Origin of the sequence: Actimicrobium sp. GrIS 1.19, from assembly GCF_035984655.1 — a bacterium.
In the GTDB taxonomy this organism is placed as follows: domain Bacteria; phylum Pseudomonadota; class Gammaproteobacteria; order Burkholderiales; family Burkholderiaceae_D; genus Actimicrobium.
This window is the reverse complement of record NZ_JAXCHT010000004.1, coordinates 192,164-217,737: the sequence shown is the minus strand read 5'-3', so window position 1 is coordinate 217,737 and position 25,574 is coordinate 192,164. Positions and strand designations below refer to the sequence as shown.

Below are 25,574 nucleotides of genomic sequence, written 5' to 3'. Positions count from 1 at the left end.
GCAGTCGCACTGCCTTCGGGTCGATGATCTGGCCGCAATTATAAGCCAGCCGCGCACCGCCCAACCAGCCATGGCAGCGGCGCAGGGTGCACAACTGTCCGGGCAGACAAAACCCGTTATAGTGTCGTGTTCACGCCAGCCGATCGCGCCGCATCGCCGCGACAGTGCCAGGCCATCCCCACGCATAAGGCAGTTCATGGAAGAGATTCGCATTCGAGGTGCGCGCACGCACAACCTCAAAAACATCAATCTGGATTTGCCACGCAATAAACTGATCGTCATCACCGGCCTGTCCGGTTCCGGCAAGTCGTCGCTGGCCTTTGACACGTTGTATGCAGAGGGCCAGCGCCGTTACGTCGAATCGTTGTCGTCGTATGCGCGGCAGTTCCTGCAACTGATGGAAAAGCCCGACGTGGATCTGATCGAGGGCCTGTCGCCGGCGATTTCGATCGAGCAGAAAGCCACATCGCACAATCCGCGCTCGACCGTCGGTACCGTCACGGAAATCCACGATTACCTGCGCCTGTTGTACGCCCGCGTCGGCACGCCGTATTGCCCGGATCATCCGGAAAATCCGTTGGCGGCACAATCGGTGTCGCAGATGGTCGATGCGGTGCTGGCGATGCCGCTGGAGAGCAAGCTGATGATCATGGCGCCGGTGGTGGCCAATCGCAAGGGCGAGCATGTCGATCTGTTCGAGCAGATGCAGGCCCATGGCTTCGTGCGCTTTCGCATCCAGAGCGGCACCCATGCGGCAAAGATTTATGAAGTCGACGATCTGCCGACGCTGAAGAAAAACGAGAAGCACACCATCGACGTCGTAATCGACCGCATCAAGGTCAATCCCGAGATCAAGCAGCGTCTGGCCGAGAGTTTCGAAACCGCGTTACGGCTGGCCGACGGCCGCGCGCTGGTGCTGGAAATGGACAGTGGCGTCGAGCACGTCTACTCGAACAAGTTTGCCTGCCCGATCTGCGGTTATGCATTGCAGGAGCTGGAGCCACGGCTGTTTTCGTTCAACAATCCAATGGGCGCCTGCCCGGAATGCGATGGCCTCGGTCATATCGAATTTTTCGATCCGAAGCGCATCGTCGCGTTTCCGAATCTGTCACTGGCCAGCGGCGCGGTCAAGGGCTGGGACCGGCGCAATCAATTCTATTTCCAGATGCTGTCGAATCTGGCGGCATTCTATGACTTCGACCTCGACGTCCCGTTCGAGCAGCTGCCCGAAAAGGCGCAGCAGGCGGTGCTGTATGGCTCCGGCAAACAGGTCATTCCTTTCACGTATGTGAATGAACGCGGCCGCGCCGTGGTGCGGGAACACACCTTCGAAGGCGTGGTGACCAACCTGCAGCGGCGGTATCGCGAGACCGATTCCAACGCGGTCAAGGAAGAGCTGGCCAAGTTCATCAATGAAAAGGAATGCCCGTCTTGCCATGGCGCGCGCCTGCGCATCGAGGCGCGCTTCGTCAAGGTCGGCAATGGCGACCAGCAACGCGCCATTTATGAGGTCGCCGCCACACCGCTGCGCGAAACGCTGGAATTCTTCGAAACCCTGACCCTGGTCGGCGCCAAGAAGGAAATCGCCGACCGCATCATCAAGGAAATCGTTTCGCGCCTTCGCTTCCTCAATAATGTCGGGCTGGATTACCTGTCACTCGAACGCAGCGCTGACACCCTCTCGGGCGGCGAAGCGCAGCGCATCCGGCTGGCTTCGCAGATCGGCTCCGGCCTGACCGGCGTGATGTATGTGCTGGATGAGCCGTCGATCGGTTTGCACCAGCGCGACAACGACCGGCTGATTGCCACGCTCAAGCATCTGCGCGACATCGGCAACAGCGTGCTGGTGGTCGAACACGATGAGGATGCGATTCGTTGCGCCGATTACGTGGTCGACATGGGACCGGGCGCTGGCGTGCATGGCGGCGAAGTGATCGCGCAGGGCACGTTGAAAGACATCCTGAAAAGCAAGGAATCGCTGACCGCGCAATACCTGAACGGCACGCTTGCCATTGCCGTCCCCAAAAAGCGCACGGCACCCGATCCAAAACGGCAATTCGTCATTACTGGCGCCACCGGCAACAACCTGAAAAACGTCACGCTGGAACTGCCGGTCGGCTTGCTGACCTGTGTGACCGGCGTGTCCGGTTCGGGCAAGTCGACGCTGGTCAATGACACCCTGTATCACGCAGCGTCGCGCCATCTGTACGGTTCGCAGGCGGAACCGGCGGCGCACGAGACCATCAGCGGCTTCGAACATTTCGACAAGGTGATCTCGGTCGACCAGGGCCCGATCGGGCGCACGCCGCGCTCGAATCCGGCCACCTACACCGGCCTGTTCACACCGATCCGCGATCTGTTTGCGACGGTACCGATGGCCAAGGAACGCGGCTACACGGCCGGCCGGTTTTCCTTCAACGTCAAGGGCGGTCGCTGCGAAGCCTGCCAGGGCGATGGCGTGATCAAGGTCGAGATGCACTTCCTGCCGGACGTGTATGTGCCGTGCGATGTCTGCCACGGCAAGCGCTACAACCGCGAAACGCTGGAAGTGCATTACAAGGGCAAGAACGTCACCGAGGTGCTGGCCATGACGGTGGAAGAAGCCGCCGTGTTCTTCAAACCGGTACCGGTGATCGCACGCAAGCTGCACACACTGCTTGATGTCGGCCTCGGCTACATTCGCCTCGGCCAGAGCGCCACCACGCTGTCAGGCGGCGAAGCGCAGCGCGTCAAGCTGTCGCTTGAATTGTCCAAGCGTGACACCGGTCGCACGCTGTATATCCTCGACGAACCGACCACCGGTTTGCATTTCCATGACATCGATCTGTTGCTGAAAGTGATCCATCGGCTGCGTGATCAGGGCAACACGCTGGTGATCATCGAACACAATCTGGACGTCATCAAGACGGCCGACTGGCTGATCGACCTGGGGCCGGAAGGCGGCGCTGGCGGCGGCATGATCATTGCCACCGGGACGCCCGAGCAGGTCGCCAAGAATGCTGCGAGCTTCACCGGCCGCTATCTCGCACCGCTGCTGAAAACCCGCCGCTAGGGTGCGGCGCCGCGTGGCGCGTTACGGTTGACGAACGCGACCACCGTATCGAGCACCGGCGCCAGTCCGCGCAACGGCCACGCAATCGCTCCCACCAGGCTGGTATGGCTGGTGCGATCGAAAACCACTTCCTCGACCGGCACGCCGGCGTCGCGCAGGCGCTGCGCCAGGCCGCCGGTGTTGCGTACCGGATTGACCAGCTTGTCGTTGCGCGAGGCGATCAGTAACGTGTTGGGCGCGGCGCGTGTGACGTGGTTGATGGGCTGCGACGCCGGCGGTGTATCGGGATAAAAGAATACCGGTCGCACTTCCGGATTGACGATGGGAATGAAGTCATACGGCCCGGCCAGTCCAATGAATCCGCGCAATGCCGCGGGCGACTGCCCCTGCTGCGCCAGCCAGCGCGAATCGAGCGCCACCATTGCTGCGTTGTAGGCGCCAGCGCTGTGCCCCATCACAAACACCCGCTTTGGATCGCCGCCATGCTGCCCGATTTCCTTCAGCGTCCATGCCACCGCCAGCGCCGAATCGGTCAGGAAGTCCGGATAACGCACCTGCGGATAGAGCCGGTAATCTGCCAGCACCGTCACAATGCCGCGTTCGGCCAGCGCCTCGCCGACAAACGCATAATCACGCCGGTTGCCGCTGTTCCACGAACCGCCGTAAAAGAACACCACCACGGGCGCCGGACTGACGGCTGACCTGGGCCGATAGATGTCGAGCTTGTTGCGCGCATCGGGCCCATAGCTGACGTCGAGCAGTTTTTCCGAGGCGCTGCCCGAAGTCAGCGCGTTAATCACGCCCAACGGCGAACAGGCCACCAGGCTGGCCGCCAGGAGCAGCGATGCGGCAGAGATCAGAATTATTTTCATTGGCACTTTACTCAGATTGGCACAGCGAGAAGGAAGCTTGCTACAGTACTACGACGAATCCACGTCGTCGGATTCAAGGAGTCTGTCATGTCACCTTCGTCGCAGCAATTTATTCAGCGTTGGCTGTGGCCGTTGCGTTTTGGCCTGATCCTGATCATTCCGCTGTCGATGGTCCATGCCGTGCGACTCGGCAACGCGACCGGGATGCCGAACCTGTTCGCCTTCTGGCCATTGTTCGTCAACTATATTCTGCTGAGCATCATCGACTATTCGGTTGGACGCGACACCTCGCAACCGAATGCCGACGTGCGCGACATTCCGCTCTACAAGTGGCTCGCGCTGGCCGCATTGCCGACGCAGATACTGTCACTGATCTGGGGCCTGCATGTGTTCAGCCACGCCGGTTTCAGCTGGGTCGGACAAGTGGGCTGGATTCTGTCGGTCGGCGCCGTCTCCGGCACGGTGGCAATCACCGCCGCACATGAACTGATTCACCGCCCCGGTCGACTTGAGCAACGCTGCGGCGGGGTGTTACTGGCGCTGGTTTGCTATGGCGGATTCAAGATCGAACATGTGTACGGTCATCATGTGCATGTCGCCACGCCGCTGGACGCGTCGTCAGCGCGCTTCGGGCAATCGGTCTATGCCTTCCTGCCGCAGGCTGTGGGACGCAACCTGGCCAACGCCTGGCGGATTGCAGCGCGGCAGGCGCAGCGGCATGGCCTGCCCGCCCGGCGCAATGAAATGCTCGGCTGGAGCATGCTGTCGGTGGCCTTTGCTGCGCTGGTCTGGGCCACCTTCGGGGCGGCCGGAGTGCTGTTCTTTTTTGCGCAGTCGATGGTGGCGTTCTGCGAACTCGAAGTGATAAATTACGTCGAGCACTACGGACTGACACGCCGCCGCACCGCGAGCGGGTATGAGCGGGTCGCGCCGATCCATTCGTGGAATTCGAGCTACCGGATGATGAACTGGTTCTTGCTCAATCTGGCGCGTCACTCCGACCATCACGCCGCGGCATCGCGCCGTTACCAGGAGCTGCGTCATGTCGACGACGCGCCGCAACTGCCGGGCGGTTACGGCGCGATGTTGCTGCTGGCGCTGCTGCCGCCGCTGTGGTTCCGCATCATCAATCCGCGCGTCCCGCAGCAAATGCGCGAACCGGCCTGATCAGATTTTCAGCAGCCGCTTTTCGGCCCGTCCAACGCTCTCGCTGGTGCCGCGCAGGACCACGATGTCGCCTGCCAGCAGCACCGTCTGCGGGGTGGCGTCAACCCGGCTTTTGGCACGCCGTAGCGCGGTGATCTCGGCGCCCAGCTCGGCCAGGTTGAGCGCGCCCAGGGTTCTGCCCACGGCCGCTGCGCTGTCGGTCAGCGGCACCGAATGCAGTCGCACATGGGCCTGCTCGGCATCCGCTTCGACGTCGCTGGCGCCATGGAAATACCCGCGCAACGAGGCGTAGCGTTCGTCACGCGCGCTCTGGACCCGATGCACCACGCGTCGCAGTGGCACCCCCAGCATCACCAATGCGTGCGAGGCCAGCATCAGACTGCCCTCGATCGCTTCCGGCACCACTTCGGCGGCACCCGCCGCACGCAGCGCATCGAGATCGGTGTCATCGTGACTGCGCACAATCACCGGCAACGCCGGCGCCAGTTCATGGGCAAAGTGCAGCACCTTCAACGCTGCCGGGGTGCTGGCGAAGGTCACGACCAGCGCCGCGGCTCGATGGATGCCGGCCGCCACCAGCGCTTCGCGTCGCGCCGCATCGCCATACGACACATTCGCCCCGGCCGCCTGCGCTTCCTGGACCCGGTCCGGATCGAGGTCGAGCGCGTGATACAGGATGCTCTCTTCCTCCAGCAGCTTGGCCAGGCTCTGGCCGCTGCGGCCAAAGCCCGCAATGATCACGTGCTTCTGGGTCTTCATGGTACGGGTAGCGATCTGGGTCAGCGCGAGCGACTGCATCATCCATTCGTTGGTGGCCAGCTTCATCACGATTGCATCCGAATTGGCCAGAATGAATGGCGCCAGCAGCATCGACAGCACCATCGACGCCAGGATCAGTTGCACGATGAACGGATCGATCAGATGCATGCCGCCAACCTGATTCAACAGCACGAAACCGAATTCGCCCGCCTGTGCCAGCGCCAGCCCGGTGCGCAGCGCAATGCCGGTGCTGGCGCCAAACAGGCTGGCCAGACCGGCGATCAGGACAAATTTCAGCAGCACTGGTGCGGCCAGCATCAGCAATACCAGCCACCAGTTCTCGACCACCAGCCTGACATTGAGCAGCATGCCGATGGTAATGAAGAACAGGCCAAGCAGGACATCGCGGAACGGCTTGATGTCTTCTTCCACCTGATGCTTGTATTCGGTCTCGGAGATCAGCATGCCGGCGACGAAGGCGCCCAGCGCCAGCGACAGGCCGGCCTGCTCGGTAATCCATGCGGCGCCGAGCGTGATCAACAGCAGGTTCAACATGAACAGCTCCTGCGAGCGGCGCTGGACCACGACACGGAACCAGCCGCGCACCAGCTTTTGTCCGAGCACCAGCAGCAGGATCAGGACACCGGCCGCTTTCAGGACGGCCCAGCCGAGCGTAACCGCCATCTCCTTCGGGTCTTGCGCCAGCGCTGGCACCAGAATCAGCAGCGGCACCAGCGCCAGGTCCTGGAACAGCAGGATGCTGATGATGCGCTTGCCATGCTCGCTCTCCAGCTCCAGTCGTTCGGTGAGCAGCTTCGAGACAATCGCGGTCGACGACATCGCCAGCGCGCCGCCAATCGCAAACGCCGCGCCCCAGCTGATATCGGCCACCTGCGGCAGCAATCGGGCCACCAGCCAGCCCGCCAGCATGGTCACCAGAATTGTCAGAAGGACCTGCGCCATGCCCAGCCCGAATACGGTGCGTCGCATCGACACCAGCTTTGGCAATGAGAATTCGAGACCGATCGAGAACATCAGGAACACCACGCCAAACTCGGCCAGGGAACTGGTCGTGGCACTGTTTTCGGCCCAGCCGAAACCATGTGGTCCGATCAGGATGCCGACGGCAAGGTAACCCAGCATCGGCGGCAAATGCATCATGCGAAACGCCACTACGCCCAGGACGGCAGCGCCAAGCAACAGCAAGGTCAGTTCGAGGGCGGAATGCATCGGAATGAAGGAATCCTCGGAGAAAAATCAAGACGCCATTTTAGTTGGCGCTGGCAGAATTTTTGCTTTGTGATTTCGTTTATACTTCAGCGATGAGTGTACCCCATCAAAATTCCGTCTCCCCCCTCCTCTCAATCGAACGTGCACAGCGCGCACTGCAGCTTGGCCGCGAAACCCTGCAGATCGAAGCCGATGCCTTGCTGACACTGCAGGAACGCCTGACCGGCGAGGTCGGCAGCCGCTTTTCGCTGGCGGTCGGTCTGCTGCTCAACTGCACCGGTCGCGTGGTCGTTTCAGGCATCGGCAAGTCGGGCCATATTGCGCGCAAGATTGCCGCCACCTTTGCCTCGACCGGCACCCCGGCCCTGTTCGTCCATCCGGCCGAGGCGGCGCATGGCGATCTTGGCATGGTCGCGGCCGACGATGTCTTCCTGGCGATTTCCAATTCCGGCGAAACCTCCGAGTTAATGGCAATCGTGCCGACCATCAAGCGCATGGGTGCCACCCTGATCTCGATGACCGGCAATGATGCTTCCACGCTGGCCCAGCTGGCCACCGTGCATTTGAATGTTGCGGTCGACAAGGAAGCCTGCCCACTGAATCTCGCACCGACTGCCAGTACCACCGCGGCGCTGGCGCTGGGCGATGCGCTGGCGGTGGCCTTGCTCGACCTGCGCGGCTTTCGTGAAAAGGATTTCGCGCGCTCGCATCCCGGCGGCGCGCTCGGCCGGCGGCTGCTGACGCTGGTGCGCGATGTAATGCGCAGCGGCGATGCGGTGCCGGCAGTCACACCCGAGGCATCCCTGTCGGCTGCGCTGGTCGAAATCACGCGCAAGGGCATCGCCATGACCGCGATTGTCGATGAGCGCTTCCATCCGGTTGGCGTGTTCACCGATGGGGACCTGCGCCGCCTGATAGAGCATGTCCAGGATTTCACCAAGCTGTCGATCGCCGATGTGATGCACCCCAATCCACGCAGCATCGGCGCCGACCAGCTGGCCGTCGATGCGGTGCAGATGATGGAAGAATTCCGCATCAACCAGCTGCTGGTGACCGATGCCGATGGTGTTCTGATCGGCGCATTGCACATTCACGACCTGACCCGTGCCAAGGTGATTTGATGGGGTCGACGTTGCAGCAGGCGATGACGCGGGCGGCGCAGGTCAGGCTGATGATCTTCGACGTCGATGGCGTGCTGACCGACGGCAGCCTGCACTACGACGCCGACGGTGAAGTACTCAAGACCTTCAACGTGCACGACGGGCTGGGCATCAAGATGCTGCAGCAGTCGGGCGTGATGACCGCCATTATCAGCGCGCGTCAATCGTCGATGGTGCTGCGCCGCGCCAAGGACCTCGGCATCACCCATGTCTTTCAGGGCGGGCACGACAAGCGCATTGCGTTCGACCAGTTGCTGGCGCAAACCGGTGTCACTGTCGCCCAGTGCTGTTTCATTGGCGACGACGTGATTGACCTGCCGATTCTGCGGCAGGTCGGATTTGCGGTCAGTGTGCCAAACGGTCACGATGAAGTGCGCCAGCGCGTGCATTACATCACGACCGCAGCGGGCGGTCGGGGCGCAGTGCGCGAGCTGTGTGATCTGGTACTGCGTGCGCAAGGCAACTATGAGGCGGCACTGGCGCCGTGGCTGGCATGAATCGGGCGGTCACCGCCAACCGCTTTCGGCTGGCAATCCTGGTCACGCTCAGCCTGGTGCTGGTACTGGGCAGTTACTGGGTTCTTGAAGTGCTGCGCAAGAGCGGCGACGCCGGCGCCACGCGGCCGGTGCGCACCGCACCCGACTACTACGTGCAGAAATTCACCTTCGTCAAAATGGCCAAGGCAAGCAACGCGCGCTACAACATTTCCGGCGACTTGCTGGTCCACAATCCGAAAGACGACTCGTTCGAGGTTACCCGGCCGATTGTCAACAACCTGGTCAGTGGTCGACCGGCGACGGTGATGCACTCCGATCGCGCGCTGGTCAACAGCGGCAGCTCCGAAATCCAGATGATCGGCAATGTCGATGTCAACCGCCCGGCCTCGGGCGCCTCCGAACGCTTTCACATGATCTCGACGTATTTGCTGCTGCTGCCCGACGACGACATCATGAAAACCGACAAACCGGTCGAACTTGCCCTGGGGACTACCGTGCTGCACGGCACTGGCATGGTCGCCAACAACAGCACGCGCCAGCTTGACCTGGCCAGTCGCGTGCATGGCGTCTACGTGCCGGCAGTGGCGAAATAGCCCGTGCGCACCAACCCGATTGCATGACATCACCTGGACATTCCATGAAACTGTTTTCCTTCCTTTTTTTGCTCATGCTCAACGCTGCCCTGATGGCCAGCGTGCATGCTGAGAAAGCTGACTCCACCAAGCCCACGGTCGTCGATGCGAACCAGATGGCCTATGACGACGTCAAGCAGATCAACACCTTTACCGGCGACGTGATCCTGACCCGCGGTACCTTGACGATGAAAGCCGCACGCGTGGTGGTGACGCAGGATGCCGCCGGCTATCAGTTTGCGACGCTGTACGCCGGTCCCGGCGCCCTGGCCAGTTTCCGCCAGAAGCGTGATGGGGGTCCCGACCTGTGGATGGACGGGCAGGCCGAACGCATCGAATACGACGGCAAGACCGAACTGGTGAAACTCTTTTCGAAAGCAAGAATGCGTCGACTCGACGGCAACAAACCCACCGACGAAGTCGAGGGCGAATTCATTTCCTACGATAGCCGCAGCGAATTTTTTGCCGTCAACAACACCCCGGCCGGTGGCGAGAGCAAGCCCGGCGGCGGTCGCATCAAGGCCGTGATCCAGCCGCGCATCACCACGCCGGCTGCGGCCGTCCCGGCAGGTGGCGCCAAATGAGCCAGAGCAATTTGAGCGTGCGCGGCCTGCAAAAAAGCTATGGCGTGCGGCAGGTCGTCAGCGACGTCTCGCTCGATGTCGCCAGTGGCGAGGTGGTCGGCCTGCTCGGCCCGAACGGCGCCGGCAAGACCACGTCGTTCTACATGATCGTCGGGCTGGTGCCGTCGGACGCCGGCGCGATCTGCCTTGATGGCACCGATATCTCACGCCTGCCGATCCATCAGCGCGCCGTGCTGGGACTGTCCTATCTGCCGCAGGAAGCCTCGGTATTTCGCAAGCTGACCGTGGCCGACAACATTCGCGCGGTGCTGGAATTGCAGCGCGATGGCGGCAAGCCCTTGACGCGTGCGGCGATCGACAAGCGACTCGATACCTTGCTGCACGATTTGCAGATCGAAAAGCTGCGCGACAACCAAGCCATGTCGCTGTCCGGTGGCGAACGGCGGCGCGTCGAAATTGCGCGTGCACTCGCTACCAATCCGCGCTTCGTGCTGCTCGATGAACCGTTCGCCGGGGTTGATCCGATCGCCGTCATCGAGATCCAGCGCATCGTGCGCTTCCTGAAAGAGCGTGGCATCGGCGTGCTGATCACCGATCACAATGTGCGCGAGACGCTCGGCATTTGCGACCGCGCGTACATCATCAACCAGGGTGCCGTGCTCGCCAGCGGGCGCCCGGACGACATCATCCAGAATGAGTCGGTCCGGCGCGTCTATCTGGGCGAACACTTCCGCATGTGAAGCCAGTTCCTCCGCGCGCATGAAACAGTCCCTTCAACTCCGCACCTCGCAGCATCTGGCGCTCACGCCGCAGTTGCAGCAGTCGATCCGGCTGCTGCAACTGTCGACGCTCGAACTGCATCAGGAGCTGGAGCAAATGCTCTCGGATAACCCGTTGCTGGAGCGGCTGGATGATCCGCTCGACCACTCGATCCGGCTGCTCGCCGACGGCGCCATCGGCGCCGATGGCATTCGGCAGCAGGGTGCCAGCGAGGACGCCAACGCGCCGCCGCCATCCAGCGACAGTGACGGCAGCGCACCGGACCAGAATGAGTCGGCCGAGTCGGCCGTCAATGGCGAGAGTGACTGGAGTTTTGACGATGTTGCGCGCACCGGCAAGACACCGGACGACGAAGACTCGCGGCCACAGCTGGAAGCGCCGGTCTCGACCTTGCGCGAGCACCTGCTCGAACAAATGCGTGTGACGGTACGCAACCCGCGCGACCGGGCGCTGATCGAGTTGATGATTGATGCGCTCAACGACAACGGTTATCTGGACGATACGCTGGAGGCCATCCACGAACGACTTCCGGCCGAGCTGGAAGTCGAAGCGGAAGAGTTGAGCATTGCCTTGAAACTGCTGCAGAGCTTCGATCCGGCCGGCGTCGGCGCCCGCAATGCGGCCGAATGCCTGGCGCTGCAGATCCGGCGCTTCCCCAGTGTTCCGATGGTCACCCGGCGCATGGCGCTGGGCATCGTCGAACAGCATCTGAACCTGTTCGCCCAGCGCGACTTCGGCAAGCTCAAGAAAATCCTCGACTGCGACGACGAGGACCTGCGCGAGGCGCAATGCGTGATCCGGCAATGCAATCCGCACCCGGGTGCGCTGTTTGGTTCCGGCACCTCCGACTACGTGGTGCCGGATGTGATCGTCAAGCGCCTGCGCGGAAACTGGCAGGTGATGCTCAATCATGATGTGATGCCGCGCCTGCGCGTCAATGCGCTGTACGCCAACATCCTGAAGCAAAACAAGGGCGACGCATCGCTGACTTCGCAGCTGCAGGAAGCCAAGTGGCTGATCAAGAATATGCGTCAGCGATTCGATACGATTTTGCGCGTGGCACAGGCCATCGTCGACCGCCAGCGCAACTTTTTCTCGCACGGCGCCGTCGCCATGCGCCCGCTTGTCTTGCGTGAAATTGCTGATACACTGGGTCTACACGAGAGCACTATTTCCCGTGTGACAACCCAGAAATATATGCTGACCCCGCATGGCATGTTCGAGCTGAAGTACTTTTTTGGCAGCCATGTCGCCACCGAAGCTGGCGGCGAAGCGTCTTCCACGGCGATCCGGGCACTCATCAAACAATTGATAGGAGCTGAAGACCCGAAAATTCCATTCTCTGACAGTAAAATTGCAGACATGTTGGGAGAACAGGGCATGGTCGTCGCCAGACGTACCGTCGCAAAATATCGCGAAGCGCTCAAGATCCCTCCTGTGGCCCTGCGCAAGGCTTTGTAGTTTTCTCCGTAGTTTTGTTTTTCATGTCGTACCTGTCGTTGTGTTCGGACGTGCCAGTCTGACCGCGCACACACCGAACCGCCAGCGGCACTATTCAAAGGAGCGCTGTATGAATCTCACAATCAGTGGACATCACCTCGAAGTGACCCCTGCCATCCGCGAATATGTGCAAACCAAACTTGAGCGTATTCGACGCCATTTCGATCATGTCATTGATATCGCTGTCATCCTGACCGTCGATAAACTTCCTGAAAAAGAAAAGCGGCAAAAAGCAGAGATCAACCTGCACCTGCGTGGCAAAGACCTGCACGTCGAAAGTATTGCGCATGATTTGTATGCGGCCATCGACGCTTTGATCGACAAACTCGATCGGCAAGTTATCAAATACAAAACCAAGTTGCAGGCACATCAGCACGACGCGATCAAGCACATCCCTGACCCGGCTGCGATCCTCGTCTCCACTTCCTGATCAGACTGGTTGCCGGGCAGACCGGCATGACTCCACTGAGGGCGCATTCGATGCGCCCTTTTTGATTTTGACCAGGTGTGCGGCAAGCCCCGCCCTTCAGGTTGAAGTCATAGGCACGGTCGGCGCTGCCGGCCAAGATGTTGACGTGTTCGCTTGTCACGTTGCATTCCGACACGGTAATGTTCGAGTATGCTAATTCAACGCGCTTACAAATACCGCCTACGCACCAACGGTGCGAACACGCGCGCAATGCGCCGCTTCGCCGGCTGTGGGCGCAAGGTGTGGAATTTGGCATTGAACCTGCAGCAGGCGAACTACGCCGCTGGCGGCAAGTACATCAGCTATGCGGCGATGTGCAAACACCTGACCGGCTGGCGCGCAGCGCCGGCTACAGTATGGTTGTCGGACGCGCCGGCGCATACACAACAGCAGGCGCTAAAAGACCTCGATCGTGCGTACCAGAACTTCTTCGCCGGTCGGGCCGACTTCCCGACATTAAAGAAGAAGGGTCGGGCTGACAGCTTCCGTTACCCGGACGCAAAGCAGTTCAAGGTCGATCAGGGCAACGGACGAATCTTCCTGCCCAAGCTTGGCTGGATCCGCTACCGCAACAGCAGGACGCTGCTCGGCACGCCGCGCAACGCCACCGTCAGCGCGGCAGCCGGCGACTGGTTCGTGTCGGTACAGACGCAGTATGAGGTCATAGAGCCGGTGCCGGTGGCAACCGATGCCATCGGCATTGACCTCGGCATTGTGCGTTTCGCCACCCTGTCAGATGGCGCATTCATCGCACCATTGAACAGTTTCAAGAAGCACCAACAGCGCCTGGCGAAATACCAGCGCTGCATGAGCAGAAAAGTGAAATTCAGCAGCAACTGGAGAAAAGCCAAGGCCAAAGTCACGGCAATTCACCGTGACATCGCCAATGAGAGAAATGACTTCCTGCACAAGACGACAACGACTATCAGCAACAACCACGCGTTGGTCGCGGTCGAAGATTTAGAGGTCGTGAACATGACAAGGTCGGCGCAGGGGACTGTTGAAACCCCGGGCAAGAACGTGCGTGCTAAGGCAGGATTGAACCGGTCGATCCACGATCAGGGCTGGGGCGAGTTTAGCCGCCAGCTCGCGTACAAGCTCAACTGGAATGGCGGATTTTTCATGCAGGTGCCCGCCCACCATACCAGCCAGACTTGCCCGTGCTGCGGGCATGTCGACAAAGCCAACCGAAAGACCCAGTCGGCGTTTCTGTGTACCATTTGCCGGTACCAGAACAACGCCGATGTCGTCGGCGCGATCAACGTACTCGATCGCGCCCTAGCGCAACTTTCTAAACCGAGTACTGAAGAAGGGCCGGACACGGCCCGGATCGCCTGTGAAGTGAACGGAGCAATCAGTCCGTCAGCAGCAGGAACCTGCCGAAGCGACGTGCAAGAGGTTCTGCATGCGCAGTAGGAATCCCTTCGTTTTCGCACAAGCGGCAGCCATCAGGCTGAGACGGGGGAGGATGTCAACGGTACACTTGCGGTCTGCCCAACTCGACACATTACCATGACCGAATTCATTCACACCGCACGCAACCACGCCACCGGCATCATCACACTGGATCGCCCGAAGGCCCTCAACTCGTTGTCGCTGGAGATGGTGCGGCGACTGACCGAGCAATTGCTGGCTTGGCGCGACGACGCAGCCGTGGCAGCCGTGGTGATCCGCGGCAGCACCGAAAAGGCGTTCTGCGCGGGCGGCGATATCCGTTTCTTTCATCAGGCCGGCACCGCCACACCGACTGGCGGCAGCGCCCTGCTGGAGGACTTCTTTACGGAAGAATACGCACTCAACCACCTGATCCATAACTTCCCGAAACCCTATGTGGCGATCATGGATGGCATCGTCATGGGCGGCGGCATGGGCGTGGCGCAGGGCGGTGCAGGCAATCGGCTGCGCATCGTCACCGAGCGCACCAAGATGGCCATGCCCGAGGTGAACATCGGCCTGTTTCCGGATGTCGGTGGCAGCCATTTCCTGTCGCGCGCAGCGGGTCAGCTCGGCACCTGGCTCGGCGTCACCGGTGAGATCATCACTGCCGCCGACGCACTGTATGCGGGCCTGGCCGACCTGTTCGTGCCGGCGGCCGAGCTGCCGGCGTTGCAGGCGCTGATCGCCGATTCGACAGATGCTTATCTGCGTACGGCGATCCGGAATTTCGCGGCCCCATTCGCTGCGCAATGCGATCCGTTGAGCGGCGTGCTGGCGCAACATCGCGCTGCGATCGAGCGGCACTTTGCGTTTGATTCGGTGCCGGAAATCGTTGCCTCGCTGGCGCAGGATGGCAGTGACTTTGCCCAACGGTCCGCTGCCGTCATGCAAAAACGCTCGCCGATGATGATGTGTGTGACGCTGAGCCAGTTGCGGCGCGGTGCGTCGCTCAATCTGGCGGATTGCTTGCGCATGGAGCGCACGATGGTGCGACGCGCGTTTGAACACGGCGAGGTATTGGAAGGAGTCAGGGCCGTCGTCATCGACAAGGACAACCAGCCGGCCTGGCAACCGGCCACGCTGGAGGCGGTAACGCCGGCGTTGATCGAACAGTTCTTCGTGCCGGCCTGGCCGGCCCACGCCCACCCGCTGCGCGCGCTGGCCTGAGTCGATTCGGGTCAAATTTCGTCGACCATGAAAATGCGGCGGTGCTCGCGAATCGCGTACCGGTCAGTCATGCCGGCAATGTAGTCGGCCACCTTGCGCAATTGCGCCGCATCGTCGCCGGCCGGGGCCTGATAATCAGGTGAGAGCAAGCGCGGTTCGTCGATAAATGCTCCGAACAATTCCGTGATGATGCGGCGCGCCTTGCTCGTCATCCGATTGACCAGATAGTGCTGATACAGGTTCTTGCGCAGGAATTGTTTGAGCAGTGTCGCCTGTGCCTGCATTGCCGGTGAAAAGGTAATCAACGGCGCCGCGTTGCGCACGTCATCGACGCTGCCGAGGCGGGCTTCGTCGATGCGCGCGCGCGAGGCATCGATCAGATCGACGATCAGCGCGTTGATCATTCGCCGGATGGTTTCGCTGATGGCGCGACGTCCGCTAATACCCGGAAAAATCTGTTCGACTTCGCGCCGGTGCCGCCCATACAGCTCCACCTCATCAAGCTGCGCGACCGTCAGCAAACCCGAGCGCAGGCCATCATCAATGTCGTGATTGTTGTAGGCGATTTCATCGGCCAGATTGGCCAACTGCGCTTCCAGCGTCGGCTGCTTGCGGTCGATGAAACGCTGGCCGATGGCGCCCAATGTTGCGGCGTTATGCAACGAGCAGTGTTTCAGGATTCCTTCACGCGTTTCGAACATCAGATTCAGGCCATCAAAGGCGCCGTAGCGCTCCTCAAGCACATCGACCACGCGCAGGCTTTGCAGGTTATGTTCGAAGCCCCCATGCTGGGCCATGCAGGCATTGAGCGCATCCTGGCCAGCATGGCCAAACGGCGTGTGACCGAGGTCGTGCGCCAACGAAATTGCTTCGACCAGATCCTCGTTCAGATGCAGATTACGGGCGATCGAGCGCGCGATCTGGGCCACCTCGATGCTGTGCGTCAGGCGCGTGCGAAACAGATCGCCCTCGTGATTGACGAACACCTGGGTCTTGTACTCCAGGCGACGGAACGCCGCACAGTGAATGATGCGATCACGGTCACGCTGAAACTCGGAGCGGGAAGCCGGCGCCGGCTCGGCGAACTGGCGACCGGTCGAGGCGGCGGGATGGGCGGCATACACCGCCAGATTCAATTCGTGCGGCATCGTTACCTCAGGCGGATGGTAGGGATCAGGCTGACGCGACGCAGGCCTGCAGCGTCGCCGCCAGCATCGCTGGGGGAACCGTGTCGATCTTCGCTGCCCCCAACGGTTGCAGCAGGATAAAGCGTATCGTGCCGCCTTCGTTCTTCTTGTCGACCTGCATCAATTCCAGCCAGTTGGTGACGCCAAGATTGGGGGCCACCACTGGCAACCCTGCGGCCTTGACCAGGGCGGTGATGCGCTCTTTCGACAGGGCGTCGAGCAACCCGAGCCGGTGCGATAGATCGGCCGCCATGACCATGCCGCAACCGACGGCCTCGCCATGCAACCAGGTGCCATACCCGAGGCCAGCCTCGATCGCATGCGCAAAGGTGTGCCCGAAATTCAGGATCGCGCGGATGCCGCCTTCGCGCTCGTCCTGACGCACGATCTCGACCTTGATTTCGCAGGAACGCAAAATCGCATGCGCCAGCGCAGCAAGATCTTTGGCCAGCAGGGCGGCCATGTTGGCTTCGATCCAGCTGAAGAATTCGGCGTCGATGATCGCGCCATGCTTGATGACTTCGGCCAGTCCGGCCGACAGTTCGCGTGCCGGCAAGCTGTCGAGTGTCGCGGTGTCGGCGATCACGGCACGCGGCTGGTAGAACGCGCCGATCATGTTCTTGCCGAGCGGATGATTGATGCCGGTCTTGCCGCCCACCGAGGAGTCGACCTGCGACAGCAATGTGGTGGGTATCTGGATCAGCGGCACGCCGCGCATGTAGCTGGCGGCGGCGAAACCCGTCATGTCACCGACGACGCCGCCGCCGAGCGCGATCAGGGTCGTCTTGCGGTCGCATTTGTTGGCCAGCAGCGCATCGAAGATGGTCATCAGATTCGCCCAGGTTTTTTCTTCCTCGCCGTCTGGCAGCACGATCGCGGTGACCTGCTTGCCGGCGGCGGCCAGTGTACGCGTGACGCGTTCCAGGTAAAGCGGTGCGACGACGGTATTGGTGACAATAGCGGCGCGCTCCCCGCACACATGACGCGCCATCAGCGTGACGTCATCGAGCAGGGCCGGGCCGATCGCAACGGGATAGCTTCGATCACCGAGGCTGACTTCCAGCGTGACGGTCGCGTCGGCGCAAGCGGCAGGCGGGGGATTCGACAGGTGATGGTGTGAAGGCATGGCGGAATTGGCGGCACTCGAACCGGTCTGGTCGAGCTGGTTAAGAATGGCATTCACCAAAAATTGTACATTAGGCCGGCCGGTATCAATGACGATATCTGCAATCTCGCGGTACAACGGCTCGCGCTCACGCGACAGTTCTTCGATGCGCTGGCGCGGGTCGGCCGTCTGCAAGAGCGGTCGATTGCGGTCATGGCTGGTGCGCTGCAAGATGCTGTTGACGCTCGCGCGCAAATAGATGACGGTGCCGTTTGCGGCCAGCAGGCCCCGACTCGCCGGATTCAGGATGGCGCCGCCGCCGGTGGCGACCACGACGTTGTCGAGGGTTACCAGCTCGCGGATAACCTCCGCTTCGCGCTGCCGAAACGAGGCCTCGCCTTCGATCTCGAAGATCAATGGAATAGAGGCGCCGGTACGCGCCTCTATCTCATGATCGGAATCGATGAACCGTTTGTTGAGTTTTCTGGCGAGGGCTCGGCCGACCGTGGTTTTGCCGGAGCCCATCAGGCCGATGAGAAAGATGTTTCGTATCACGTTATAGCCATCATCAAAGCAACTTGCCGTCTGGGAATCAGTAAGCATCTCGTCCGACGCAATTTTAAGTGCAACCGCGCCCGTCTTAATCTTGAAAATACATGTGCCGTGCAAAAAAAACCGGTGGCGGGTGCTGCGAGCACCGAGCCACCGGTAGTTGCGTCAACGTGTCAGGTCAAGTCAGCGTCAGGGTTGTACTTGTCGCCAGGCCAGCAGGTGAGGTCACCGTGATATCGACGAAGTCGCCCGCTGCACAGGCCGGATCGACGGTTACCTTTGCGGTGTATGGCCCGACTTGGTTCGGAATGATGGTTGGCGTGGGTGTGACTATCGCCGTGCACGTTCCGCCCACAATAGCTGCCCTTCCAGTAACCTCTATCTTGGTTCCGGTTGGCATGCTGTTGCCGTTCACGTCAGCGACCGTAAACCGAACGCCGTTCGGGCGCGCCGTGCCAAGTGCGCTGAAAGTCGCCTGGCCGCTTGCAAACACCACCATTATGTGACCCCGGACATCGACCACTCCCCAAACGCCGTCGCAGGTGTCGGGACTGCCCTTGAAATTACCAACTACGGGACAAGTGGTCAATCCGGTCGATCCAGGCGATTTGGTGCGCGGCACAACGAATTCGCCTGCGTTGAAAACATCGTCAAAATTATCGTCGCGGTAAGCATTACCGAGATCGGTGAAGCTTTCGCCCAAGTCGTAAACGTTGTTCCCGTTTGCATCGACAAAATCTTCCTCACCAGGCGTGTAAGCCAGGATGGCTACTCGACCATTTGCAGGACGCGTTCCCTGCGAGCGAATCGTGGTGGTGCAGGCTGACGTCGAGGTGCCATCGAGAGCGGCAGGTACGACGCAAGTCGCCGGAACCATAACCCCGGAGCTACTCACGAAGTTTACCGAGGTACCAACTGGAACAGGATTGCCCTGACGATCCGCAAGTGAGAAAGTAATCTTGTCTGTGACCCCGTCAGTAAACAAGCCCTCGATACTCAACTTTTCGGCAGCGATACTCGCCGCAGATTGAACCGGAACTCCTGATGCGACCAACAAAGTGTTTGACTTCGCCTTCACCGAGGGATTCGACACCAGCACCGCATTAACCTGAAGAGAGGTCGGAATCGAACCGGAAAATACGGGGACCGAAACCAAGCCGGCGTAATTACTTGTTTGTGTCACAGTTCCGGTGTTACCGACCGTGTCGAATGACACGCCCGGTGCCGAATTGGCCAGGGACAAATTCACAGGTTGACCTGCCTGCGTGTTGTTGCTGGAATCAACCACCTTAAATGTTACTTGCGATTGTGTCGCACCCACCGAATCCACCAGATAAATCAGCTGTGGCGCAGCGCTGACGAATTGAAGATTGGTTGCCAGTGTCGGCTGCACGGCGATAGCTCCGCTCAGTGTAGTAGCGCTCACTGCGCCCGCCGTGATGGTTACATTGGCACCTGCGCAACCGGGGATCGTGGTGGAGTTGGCAGTATAGGTCGAGGACGCCTTGCCCGTGCCATCAGTGGTTACGGTCGCCGGCGCCACGACTCCGCAATTGGAAGCGAAGGTCACTTGTATCGGCGTATTGGTTGCGGCAACGCCATCAATGTTTGCCGTGACGGAAACTGACCTCGTGCCATAGGCTGCCAGCGGCGTGGAAGACTGCACGTCGAGTGATGTCAGAGTCAAACTACCAGGAGATAGTTGAAAATCGAGCGTGCCGGCGGTGAGGATACCGGTGCCACCCGCAGCGGGCACCACCGTGGCCGATGCACTCAACGTTCCGGCGCCACCGGACGACAATCCCGCAGGCAAGATTTGAACAGTTGCGATACCGGTGACCGCATCCGTCAGTACCGATCCGGATGCGGGATTGAATTTAATCAGTGCGGGGTCGCCGGAAAATGTCACCAGCTTGCCACGGACCGGATTGTTATTATCGTCAACCACTGTCGCTTTCGCGCTTGTCACACCGGACGCACTCACTGATGACGTCGAGGTCGTGCCACTAAACAAGGTAATCGTTAACTTGGGTACTGGCGCAACCGTTGGAGTGACTGGCGTAACGGGAACTACTGGGGTGACGGGCGTGATGGGAGTAACGGGAGTCTTTCCACTTCCGGCAGCGCCGGTGGTTCCCGCCGCGCCTCCGCCGCCGCCGCATGCGGTCAATCCGACAATGGCAAGTGTCGCAATAGCTGCAACGGCGAATCGCGACAGCATACGATTTTTCAACTTGGAGGTCATTTTCTTTACCCTAACAATTCAGTTTTTCGACAATCGGTGATGGCAAACCCGCTTCTATCAGCGCGTCGTAATACGTTCAGCCACGATCTTCGGTGTAATGAAAATCAGCAGTTCAGTCTTGTCGTTGGTCCGGCCAGTTTGCTTGAACAGGTTTCCGAGCACCGGAATGTCACCGAAAAATGGAATCTTCGTGACCTGATCGAGTTCCTGCTGGGTGAAGATCCCGCCCAACACCACCGTGCCGCCGTTCTCGACCTGCACATTGGTTTTGACGTGCTTGGTGTTGATCGCATAGCCGCCGGTGGTCAGGATGCCGCGGCTGTCCTTGTTGACGTCGACAGTCAGAATGATGTTGCCGTCGGGCGTAATCTGCGGCGTCACTTCCAGCTTCAGGTTGGCCTTCTTGAACTCGACCGAGGTCGCGCCGCTGCTGGTGGCTTTCTGGTACGGAATTTCTTCGCCCTGCTCGATCAAGGCCTGTTGCTGGTCAGCCGTCACGACGCGCGGACTGGAAATGATCTTGCCGCGGCCATCTGCTTCCAGGGCGGACAGCTCCAGATTCAGGAAGCGGTTGGCCGCTGCCGAAAACAGACTGATTGCCAGGCTGCCTGCATTGGCGCCATTGATCCCAGCAGCCGGCAGGCTGACGAATTGGGAGTTGGGAATATAGCTCTGGTCAGTAACGGTCGCCTGACCCGTCTGCTCGCCAATTCCCAGATAATTACCCGTGAGTCCGACCCGGTTATTGCCGGCGATCTGATAGCCGGTATCACCACCGCGCAGCGTGCGCAAATCGGTGAAGCCGAGCTTGGCGCCCAGATTCTTGCTGAAGGTGTCGGTGGCTTCCACAATCCGTGCCTCGATCAGCACCTGCTTGGTGGCGACATCGGTGACCTGAATCAGCTTGCGCACTTCTTCCAGCTTGGCGGCGATGTCGGTCACGATCAGTTTGTTGGTGCGTGGATCAATGGCCGCACTGCCACGCTTGGACAGAATGCGGTTCTTGGTGTCGCCCGAAGAGCTGTCAAGGCCGAACACCAGTTTGAAGGCATCGGCTTTTTGATAATTCAGCTGGAAGGTTTCGGTTTTCAGCGGTTCCAGATCGGCGATTTGGGCGCGTTGTTCGAGTTCCAGTTTTTCCTTGGTCAGCAGTTCATCCTTCGGCGCAATCCACAGTACCGATCCGTTCTTGCGCATGTCCAGGCCCTTGGCCTGCATCACGATGTCCAGGGCCTGATCCCACGGCACATCCTTCAGGCGCAACGTCAGGTTGCCGGTCACGGTGTCGCTGGTAATGATGTTGAGTCCGGTGAAGTCGGCGATCACTTGCAGCACCGAACGCACTTCAACGCTCTGGAAATTCAGTGACAGCTTTTCGCCGCGGTATCCCTGGGTGCCCTGTGCCAGCTTGTTCGGCTCTTCCTTGATCGGACGCACCTCGATCACCAACTGCGAGTCGCTTTGATAGGCACTGTGTTCCCACAGGCCTTTTGGCTCGATCACCATCCGGACGTTGTCGCCTTGCGGTGAAGTCGTGATGAACTTGACGGGCGTGCCGAAGTCACCCACGTCGATGCGGCGGCGCAGCACTTCTGGCAGGCCGGCCTTGAGAAAATCGACGACGATGGTCTGTCCTTGCTGACGCACATCGACACCCATTTGATTGGACGGCAAGTCGATGACGACACGGCCTTCGCCGGCGACGCCACGCCGGAAATCGATATCCCTGATTTGTTGTTTTCCTGCTGGCGCCCTGGTTGCCGAAACGACCGGCAAGCCAGCCGAATTGACGGGAGTTGCCAGTCCGCCCGAGCCGTCGATGGTGACGATGACCGCGCTGCCTTCAACGATGGTCGCGTAGTTCAATGCGCGACTGAGATTGAAGACCAGTCGCGAGCGCTCACCTGCCTGCACCACGTTGACATTTCGCACCTCGCCCAAACCGATGTCCTGGGCCGTCTTGCCGGTCGCGTTCGTCGTATTGGCGAAATCCAGGGCGATGCGGGCCGGGCTCGTGATCGAAAATCCGATCGGCGGCTTGACCACGGCATTTTTCAACTGGATCTTGACGATGACATTGGCACCCTGCTGATTGGCAGTAATGGATTCGATCGCATTTTCCTGTGCGTGAACGACACCTGCGCCACCCAGCAGGGCGATCATGCCAACCAGCGCCAACACCTTTCGCGCGAGCTGATTGAATGGTCCGACGTATTTGCTTGATGCGATCATTTCTTGGTCTCCTGCAATTCTAACGTTGCCTTGCGTTCGACCCATTCGCCGGACGCATCTTGAACAATTTCCTTCAAATCGACGGAGGTCTCGGTAATGCGGGACACCATCCCAAAATTCTGCCCAACGTAATTTCCTGCCTTAACCTGAAACACCGTCTTGTCAGCCTGAATCAACGCGTAGCTCAGACCCGGTTTTTGCAGCGTTCCGACCATTTTCAGCGTATCGATCGGATAGGCCTCAAGCGGCTCCCGGCGACGCTCAAGATCCGGTTTGAATTTGGAGTTATTGCTTTGCAGTTTCGCAAAAGCAATTGCCAGCTTGCTGGGGTTGAAGGGATCCACGGTATTTTTCCCGCTGTACAAATACGGCGTGAAAATTTTAGGTGGCGACAGCTTTGGAATGGAGACTCTGGTCTCCTGCTTGACCTGTTTCATCCATTCCGTCACTTCGGCCACACCACTGTCCCCGCATCCACCAAGGCTCGCCAATAAAGTGGCCGCGAGCAGTAACCCGCCGCCGCGTCGCAATGTCGTCATGGTTTCACCTTCTTGTCGGCAACGGCCTTGCGTTGTGCCACCACTTCTTCCGGATCCAGATAGCGGAAAGTCTTTGCGACGGCGTCGAGCGTCAGGGTGCCGGTGGTGCCTGCGGTCAACGACATGTTATTGAGGGTAACGATGCGCGGCAGGTTGGCAATGTCGCTGGTAAATGCGCCGACATCATGATAATTGCCCGTGACCTTGATATCGATTGGCAACTCGGCGTAATAGTCACGCACGACAACCTGACCGGGCTTGAACAATTCGAATTGCAAGCCGCGTCCAACACCCGCCTGATTGATGTCCGACAGCAGTGCGTCCATTTCCGCCTTGCTTGGCAACTGCTTCTCCAGCGTCGCAACATATTCGCGGACCTGCTCTTTTTGTTTGCGCAGGCCTTCGAGATTGATCGATTGCTGGATCTTTCCCTTGTAGGCCTCCTTGAGCTTCATTTCCTCGGCCTCACCCGCGTCGAGCTCGTCGATCTGGCCGCTCCAGTAGCCGAACCAGCCAAGCACCAAAACCAGGACCAGGACGCCGAACGCGCACAACAGGCGCGGTGCGATCGGCCACTGACCGGGATGCCGTCCATTGAGTCCGCGAAACTGCGCGGCCAATGATTCTCCCAAATTTTTCAGATCTGCCATCGGAGGTCTCTCGCTTATTTTGGTGGAGCCGGCTCAGCGCCGGCAGCCGTCGTTTTTCCTGCCGGGCTGCCAGGTGCAGGCTGATCCTTGTCGCGCGGACGCTTGATACCGACATTGACGGTGAAGTCAAATACCCGCTTGGCGTCCTTGCTTTGGCCCAGCGTGGTCGCCTTGATCTCAATCAGGTCCGGACGCTCAAGCCATGGTGAATTGTTGCTCAGGTTGCGCAGCAATTCGGAGACACGCTCGTTGGACTGGGCATAGCCATTGACCGCCACGCGCTGCCCTTCCTGCTTGAACGAGCGCAAATACACGCCCTCCGGAATCTGCTTGACCAGTTCATCCATCAGATACACCGGTTGATTGCGGTCGCCCTGCAAGTCTTCGACCGCTTGCTGGCGCGCCTTGAGCGATTCGATTTCGGCCTTCAGGCTGGCGATTTCCTTGATTTCCTCATCAAGTTTCTTGTTCTCGGCCTTGATGAATTCATTGCGCTGGGTCTGGCTGGAAATCTTGTTGGCGATCACAACGCCGACGATCAGCACCAGAAATCCGCCGATCACCGCTGCGGCGACCATCATCGCAATAAATGCGTTCTTTCTTTGTTTGCGCCGCTCTTCACGATGCGGTAACAGGTTAATCCGAATCATTGGTCGAACCTCCGCATGGCCAGCCCGCAAGCAACCAGGTAGGCTGGTGCCTCGCTGCGCAGTTGTTTTTCACGCACATTCGCGGCGAGCTGCATGCCTTTGAACGGACTGACCACCGAGGTCGAAATCTTGGTACGCCCGGCGACGGTGTCGACCAGGCCGGGAATGATTGCGCATCCACCGGCGAGAAATATCTGATCGATGCGGGTGTAGGGGGTAGAGGTAAAAAAGAACTGGATCGCACGTGAGACTTCCAGTGCGGCGCTGTCAAGAAAGGGCTCCAGCAACTCGCGCTCATAGCCTTCCGGCAAATCTCCGGATTTCTTCTTGGCCTCGGCATCCTCGTAAGACAGGCCATACGCACGCACGATGTCTTGCGTGAGCTGGTGGCCGCCGAATGGCTGCTCGCGCTCATAAATCGGTTGCCCGTCGAGCAGCACGGAAATGTGGGTGATTTGGGTACCGATCTGGAACAGCGCGACGATCTGGCCCTTGCCTTCTTGCGGCAACTGGGCAACCAGGCGATCGATCGCGGCACGGGCCGCATACGACTCGATGTCCATCACGATCGGGCGCAAACCTGCCGATTCCGCGACGGCGACCCGGTCCTCGACCTTTTCCTTGCGCGTTGCGGCCAACAGCACCTCCACGTCGTCCGGAGAGTTGGCTGCCTGTCCGATCACGTCGAAGTCAAGACTGACCTCATCCAGCGCAAAGGGAATGTACTGACTGGCTTCCGTCTCGACCTGAAATTCAAGATCTTCCTCGGACAGTCCGCCGGGCAGGATGATTTTCTTGGTGATGACCGAGGCTGGCGGCATGCCAAGCGCAACAAGCGTTGCGCGTGTGCCGCTTTTCTTCCATACACGCCGCACGGCTTCGGCAACTTGTTCGATGTTCTCAATATTGCCGTCAACGACCGCGCCACGCGGCAGCGATTCGGACGCGAAACGCTCCAGTCGCAATTCGTTTTTTCCGGCATCGGCCAGCTCAACCAGCTTGACACCCGACGTACTGATGTCCAAGCCGATCATGGGGGCGTTCTTGGTACCGAATAATGATCCCAGATTTAGTGCCAAAGGTATTCCCCCTACGAACGCTGTCATTG

The 25,574-nt window shown here is 60.0% G+C and carries 21 protein-coding genes; 11 read left to right on the top strand and 10 right to left on the bottom strand.

The window, feature by feature from the left end; translation table 11 throughout:
* The first annotated feature begins 196 nt into the window (after positions 1–196).
* Positions 197–3,052, top strand: coding sequence for an excinuclease ABC subunit UvrA (uvrA, locus tag RCH09_RS05510; RefSeq protein ID WP_326940042.1), 2,856 nt, complete (start codon positions 197–199; stop codon positions 3,050–3,052).
* Here uvrA and RCH09_RS05505 read toward each other — a convergent pair.
* Positions 3,049–3,924: an alpha/beta hydrolase gene (locus RCH09_RS05505; RefSeq protein WP_326940041.1), complete on the bottom strand. Its 876-nt coding sequence runs from the start codon at positions 3,922–3,924 to the stop codon at positions 3,049–3,051. The two genes, uvrA and RCH09_RS05505, sit on opposite strands and share 4 nt — an antisense overlap.
* 87 nt (positions 3,925–4,011) lie before the next feature.
* On the opposite strand from RCH09_RS05505, the gene RCH09_RS05500 reads away from it, so the two are divergent.
* Complete coding sequence (locus RCH09_RS05500) at positions 4,012–5,091, top strand: alkane 1-monooxygenase (protein WP_326940040.1); 1,080 nt, start codon at positions 4,012–4,014, stop codon at positions 5,089–5,091.
* Here RCH09_RS05500 and RCH09_RS05495 read toward each other — a convergent pair whose 3' ends face one another.
* Complete coding sequence (locus tag RCH09_RS05495) at positions 5,092–7,080, bottom strand: monovalent cation:proton antiporter-2 (CPA2) family protein (protein WP_326940039.1); 1,989 nt, start codon at positions 7,078–7,080, stop codon at positions 5,092–5,094.
* A gap of 92 nt (positions 7,081–7,172) precedes the next feature.
* Between RCH09_RS05495 and RCH09_RS05490 the strand changes: the two genes are divergently transcribed.
* The 9 genes from RCH09_RS05490 (at position 7,173) to RCH09_RS05450 (ending at position 15,306) form a co-directional block, all read left to right on the top strand.
* Positions 7,173–8,201, top strand: coding sequence for a KpsF/GutQ family sugar-phosphate isomerase (locus RCH09_RS05490; protein ID WP_326940038.1), 1,029 nt, complete (start codon positions 7,173–7,175; stop codon positions 8,199–8,201).
* Positions 8,201–8,737 carry a KdsC family phosphatase gene (locus RCH09_RS05485; RefSeq protein ID WP_326940037.1) on the top strand — a complete coding sequence of 179 codons (537 nt, stop codon included), beginning with the start codon at positions 8,201–8,203 and terminating at the stop codon, positions 8,735–8,737. Before RCH09_RS05490 ends, RCH09_RS05485 begins: the two co-directional genes overlap by 1 nt.
* A complete protein-coding gene (gene lptC / locus RCH09_RS05480) occupies positions 8,734–9,330 on the top strand; it encodes an LPS export ABC transporter periplasmic protein LptC (protein ID WP_326940036.1) in 597 nt (198 codons plus the stop codon). The genes RCH09_RS05485 and lptC overlap by 4 nt, the downstream gene beginning before the upstream one ends.
* Positions 9,331–9,374: 44 nt before the next feature.
* A complete protein-coding gene (gene lptA / locus RCH09_RS05475) occupies positions 9,375–9,953 on the top strand; it encodes a lipopolysaccharide transport periplasmic protein LptA (RefSeq protein ID WP_326940035.1) in 579 nt (192 codons plus the stop codon).
* On the top strand, positions 9,950–10,693 hold the full coding sequence (lptB, locus tag RCH09_RS05470; RefSeq protein WP_326940034.1) for an LPS export ABC transporter ATP-binding protein: 744 nt from the start codon (positions 9,950–9,952) through the stop codon (positions 10,691–10,693). Before lptA ends, lptB begins: the two co-directional genes overlap by 4 nt.
* Positions 10,694–10,712: 19 nt before the next feature.
* Positions 10,713–12,194: an RNA polymerase factor sigma-54 gene (locus tag RCH09_RS05465; RefSeq protein WP_326940033.1), complete on the top strand. Its 1,482-nt coding sequence runs from the start codon at positions 10,713–10,715 to the stop codon at positions 12,192–12,194.
* 109 nt (positions 12,195–12,303) lie between these two features.
* Entirely contained in the window at positions 12,304–12,663 is a 360-nt protein-coding gene (gene hpf, locus RCH09_RS05460) for a ribosome hibernation-promoting factor, HPF/YfiA family (protein ID WP_326940032.1), read from the top strand.
* 249 nt (positions 12,664–12,912) lie between these two features.
* On the top strand, positions 12,913–14,118 hold the full coding sequence (locus tag RCH09_RS05455) for an RNA-guided endonuclease InsQ/TnpB family protein (RefSeq protein WP_442785006.1): 1,206 nt from the start codon (positions 12,913–12,915) through the stop codon (positions 14,116–14,118).
* 96 nt (positions 14,119–14,214) lie between these two features.
* Entirely contained in the window at positions 14,215–15,306 is a 1,092-nt protein-coding gene (locus RCH09_RS05450; protein ID WP_326940030.1) for an enoyl-CoA hydratase/isomerase family protein, read from the top strand.
* Positions 15,307–15,317: 11 nt separating this feature from the next.
* Here the strand turns inward: RCH09_RS05450 and RCH09_RS05445 are convergent, their stop codons facing one another.
* The 8 genes from RCH09_RS05445 to RCH09_RS05410 all read right to left on the bottom strand — a co-directional run bounded on the left by RCH09_RS05445 (position 15,318) and on the right by RCH09_RS05410 (position 25,500).
* A complete protein-coding gene (locus RCH09_RS05445; RefSeq protein WP_326940029.1) occupies positions 15,318–16,454 on the bottom strand; it encodes a deoxyguanosinetriphosphate triphosphohydrolase in 1,137 nt (378 codons plus the stop codon).
* 25 nt (positions 16,455–16,479) lie between these two features.
* Positions 16,480–18,123, bottom strand: coding sequence for a bifunctional shikimate kinase/3-dehydroquinate synthase AroKB (aroKB, locus tag RCH09_RS05440; RefSeq protein WP_326940066.1), 1,644 nt, complete (start codon positions 18,121–18,123; stop codon positions 16,480–16,482).
* 205 nt (positions 18,124–18,328) lie between these two features.
* Positions 18,329–20,395: a hypothetical protein gene (locus RCH09_RS05435; RefSeq protein ID WP_326940028.1), complete on the bottom strand. Its 2,067-nt coding sequence runs from the start codon at positions 20,393–20,395 to the stop codon at positions 18,329–18,331.
* Positions 20,396–20,452: 57 nt separating this feature from the next.
* Positions 20,453–22,627: a type IV pilus secretin PilQ gene (gene pilQ, locus RCH09_RS05430; RefSeq protein ID WP_442785005.1), complete on the bottom strand. Its 2,175-nt coding sequence runs from the start codon at positions 22,625–22,627 to the stop codon at positions 20,453–20,455.
* The gene (locus tag RCH09_RS05425) at positions 22,624–23,166 is read right to left on the bottom strand and encodes a pilus assembly protein PilP (protein WP_326940027.1); all 543 of its coding nucleotides are present in this window, start codon (positions 23,164–23,166) and stop codon (positions 22,624–22,626) included. Before RCH09_RS05425 ends, pilQ begins: the two co-directional genes overlap by 4 nt.
* Positions 23,163–23,816 carry a type 4a pilus biogenesis protein PilO gene (locus tag RCH09_RS05420; protein WP_326940026.1) on the bottom strand — a complete coding sequence of 218 codons (654 nt, stop codon included), beginning with the start codon at positions 23,814–23,816 and terminating at the stop codon, positions 23,163–23,165. The genes RCH09_RS05425 and RCH09_RS05420 overlap by 4 nt, the downstream gene beginning before the upstream one ends.
* Positions 23,817–23,830: 14 nt before the next feature.
* Positions 23,831–24,466, bottom strand: coding sequence for a PilN domain-containing protein (locus RCH09_RS05415; RefSeq protein ID WP_326940025.1), 636 nt, complete (start codon positions 24,464–24,466; stop codon positions 23,831–23,833).
* On the bottom strand, positions 24,463–25,500 hold the full coding sequence (locus tag RCH09_RS05410; RefSeq protein WP_326940024.1) for a pilus assembly protein PilM: 1,038 nt from the start codon (positions 25,498–25,500) through the stop codon (positions 24,463–24,465). Before RCH09_RS05410 ends, RCH09_RS05415 begins: the two co-directional genes overlap by 4 nt.
* Positions 25,501–25,574: the final 74 nt, after the last annotated feature.

What these genes read in the sequence shown, in the direction of transcription:
- uvrA (WP_326940042.1), top strand. Translation starts at nt 197, where the DNA reads ATGGAAGAGATTCGCATTCGAGGTGCGCGCACGCACAACCTCAAAAAC.
- RCH09_RS05415 (WP_326940025.1), bottom strand. Translation starts at nt 24,466, where the DNA reads ATGATTCGGATTAACCTGTTACCGCATCGTGAAGAGCGGCGCAAACAA.
- RCH09_RS05445 (WP_326940029.1), bottom strand. Translation starts at nt 16,454, where the DNA reads ATGCCGCACGAATTGAATCTGGCGGTGTATGCCGCCCATCCCGCCGCC.
- RCH09_RS05425 (WP_326940027.1), bottom strand. Translation starts at nt 23,166, where the DNA reads ATGACGACATTGCGACGCGGCGGCGGGTTACTGCTCGCGGCCACTTTA.
- RCH09_RS05465 (WP_326940033.1), top strand. Translation starts at nt 10,713, where the DNA reads ATGAAACAGTCCCTTCAACTCCGCACCTCGCAGCATCTGGCGCTCACG.
- RCH09_RS05455 (WP_442785006.1), top strand. Translation starts at nt 12,913, where the DNA reads ATGCGCCGCTTCGCCGGCTGTGGGCGCAAGGTGTGGAATTTGGCATTG.
- hpf (WP_326940032.1), top strand. Translation starts at nt 12,304, where the DNA reads ATGAATCTCACAATCAGTGGACATCACCTCGAAGTGACCCCTGCCATC.
- RCH09_RS05505 (WP_326940041.1), bottom strand. Translation starts at nt 3,924, where the DNA reads ATGAAAATAATTCTGATCTCTGCCGCATCGCTGCTCCTGGCGGCCAGC.
- pilQ (WP_442785005.1), bottom strand. Translation starts at nt 22,627, where the DNA reads ATGATCGCATCAAGCAAATACGTCGGACCATTCAATCAGCTCGCGCGA.
- RCH09_RS05495 (WP_326940039.1), bottom strand. Translation starts at nt 7,080, where the DNA reads ATGCATTCCGCCCTCGAACTGACCTTGCTGTTGCTTGGCGCTGCCGTC.
- lptC (WP_326940036.1), top strand. Translation starts at nt 8,734, where the DNA reads ATGAATCGGGCGGTCACCGCCAACCGCTTTCGGCTGGCAATCCTGGTC.
- RCH09_RS05410 (WP_326940024.1), bottom strand. Translation starts at nt 25,500, where the DNA reads ATGATCGGCTTGGACATCAGTACGTCGGGTGTCAAGCTGGTTGAGCTG.
- RCH09_RS05490 (WP_326940038.1), top strand. Translation starts at nt 7,173, where the DNA reads ATGAGTGTACCCCATCAAAATTCCGTCTCCCCCCTCCTCTCAATCGAA.
- RCH09_RS05435 (WP_326940028.1), bottom strand. Translation starts at nt 20,395, where the DNA reads ATGACCTCCAAGTTGAAAAATCGTATGCTGTCGCGATTCGCCGTTGCA.
- lptB (WP_326940034.1), top strand. Translation starts at nt 9,950, where the DNA reads ATGAGCCAGAGCAATTTGAGCGTGCGCGGCCTGCAAAAAAGCTATGGC.
- RCH09_RS05500 (WP_326940040.1), top strand. Translation starts at nt 4,012, where the DNA reads ATGTCACCTTCGTCGCAGCAATTTATTCAGCGTTGGCTGTGGCCGTTG.
- RCH09_RS05450 (WP_326940030.1), top strand. Translation starts at nt 14,215, where the DNA reads ATGACCGAATTCATTCACACCGCACGCAACCACGCCACCGGCATCATC.
- lptA (WP_326940035.1), top strand. Translation starts at nt 9,375, where the DNA reads ATGAAACTGTTTTCCTTCCTTTTTTTGCTCATGCTCAACGCTGCCCTG.
- RCH09_RS05485 (WP_326940037.1), top strand. Translation starts at nt 8,201, where the DNA reads ATGGGGTCGACGTTGCAGCAGGCGATGACGCGGGCGGCGCAGGTCAGG.
- RCH09_RS05420 (WP_326940026.1), bottom strand. Translation starts at nt 23,816, where the DNA reads ATGGCAGATCTGAAAAATTTGGGAGAATCATTGGCCGCGCAGTTTCGC.
- aroKB (WP_326940066.1), bottom strand. Translation starts at nt 18,123, where the DNA reads ATGGGCTCCGGCAAAACCACGGTCGGCCGAGCCCTCGCCAGAAAACTC.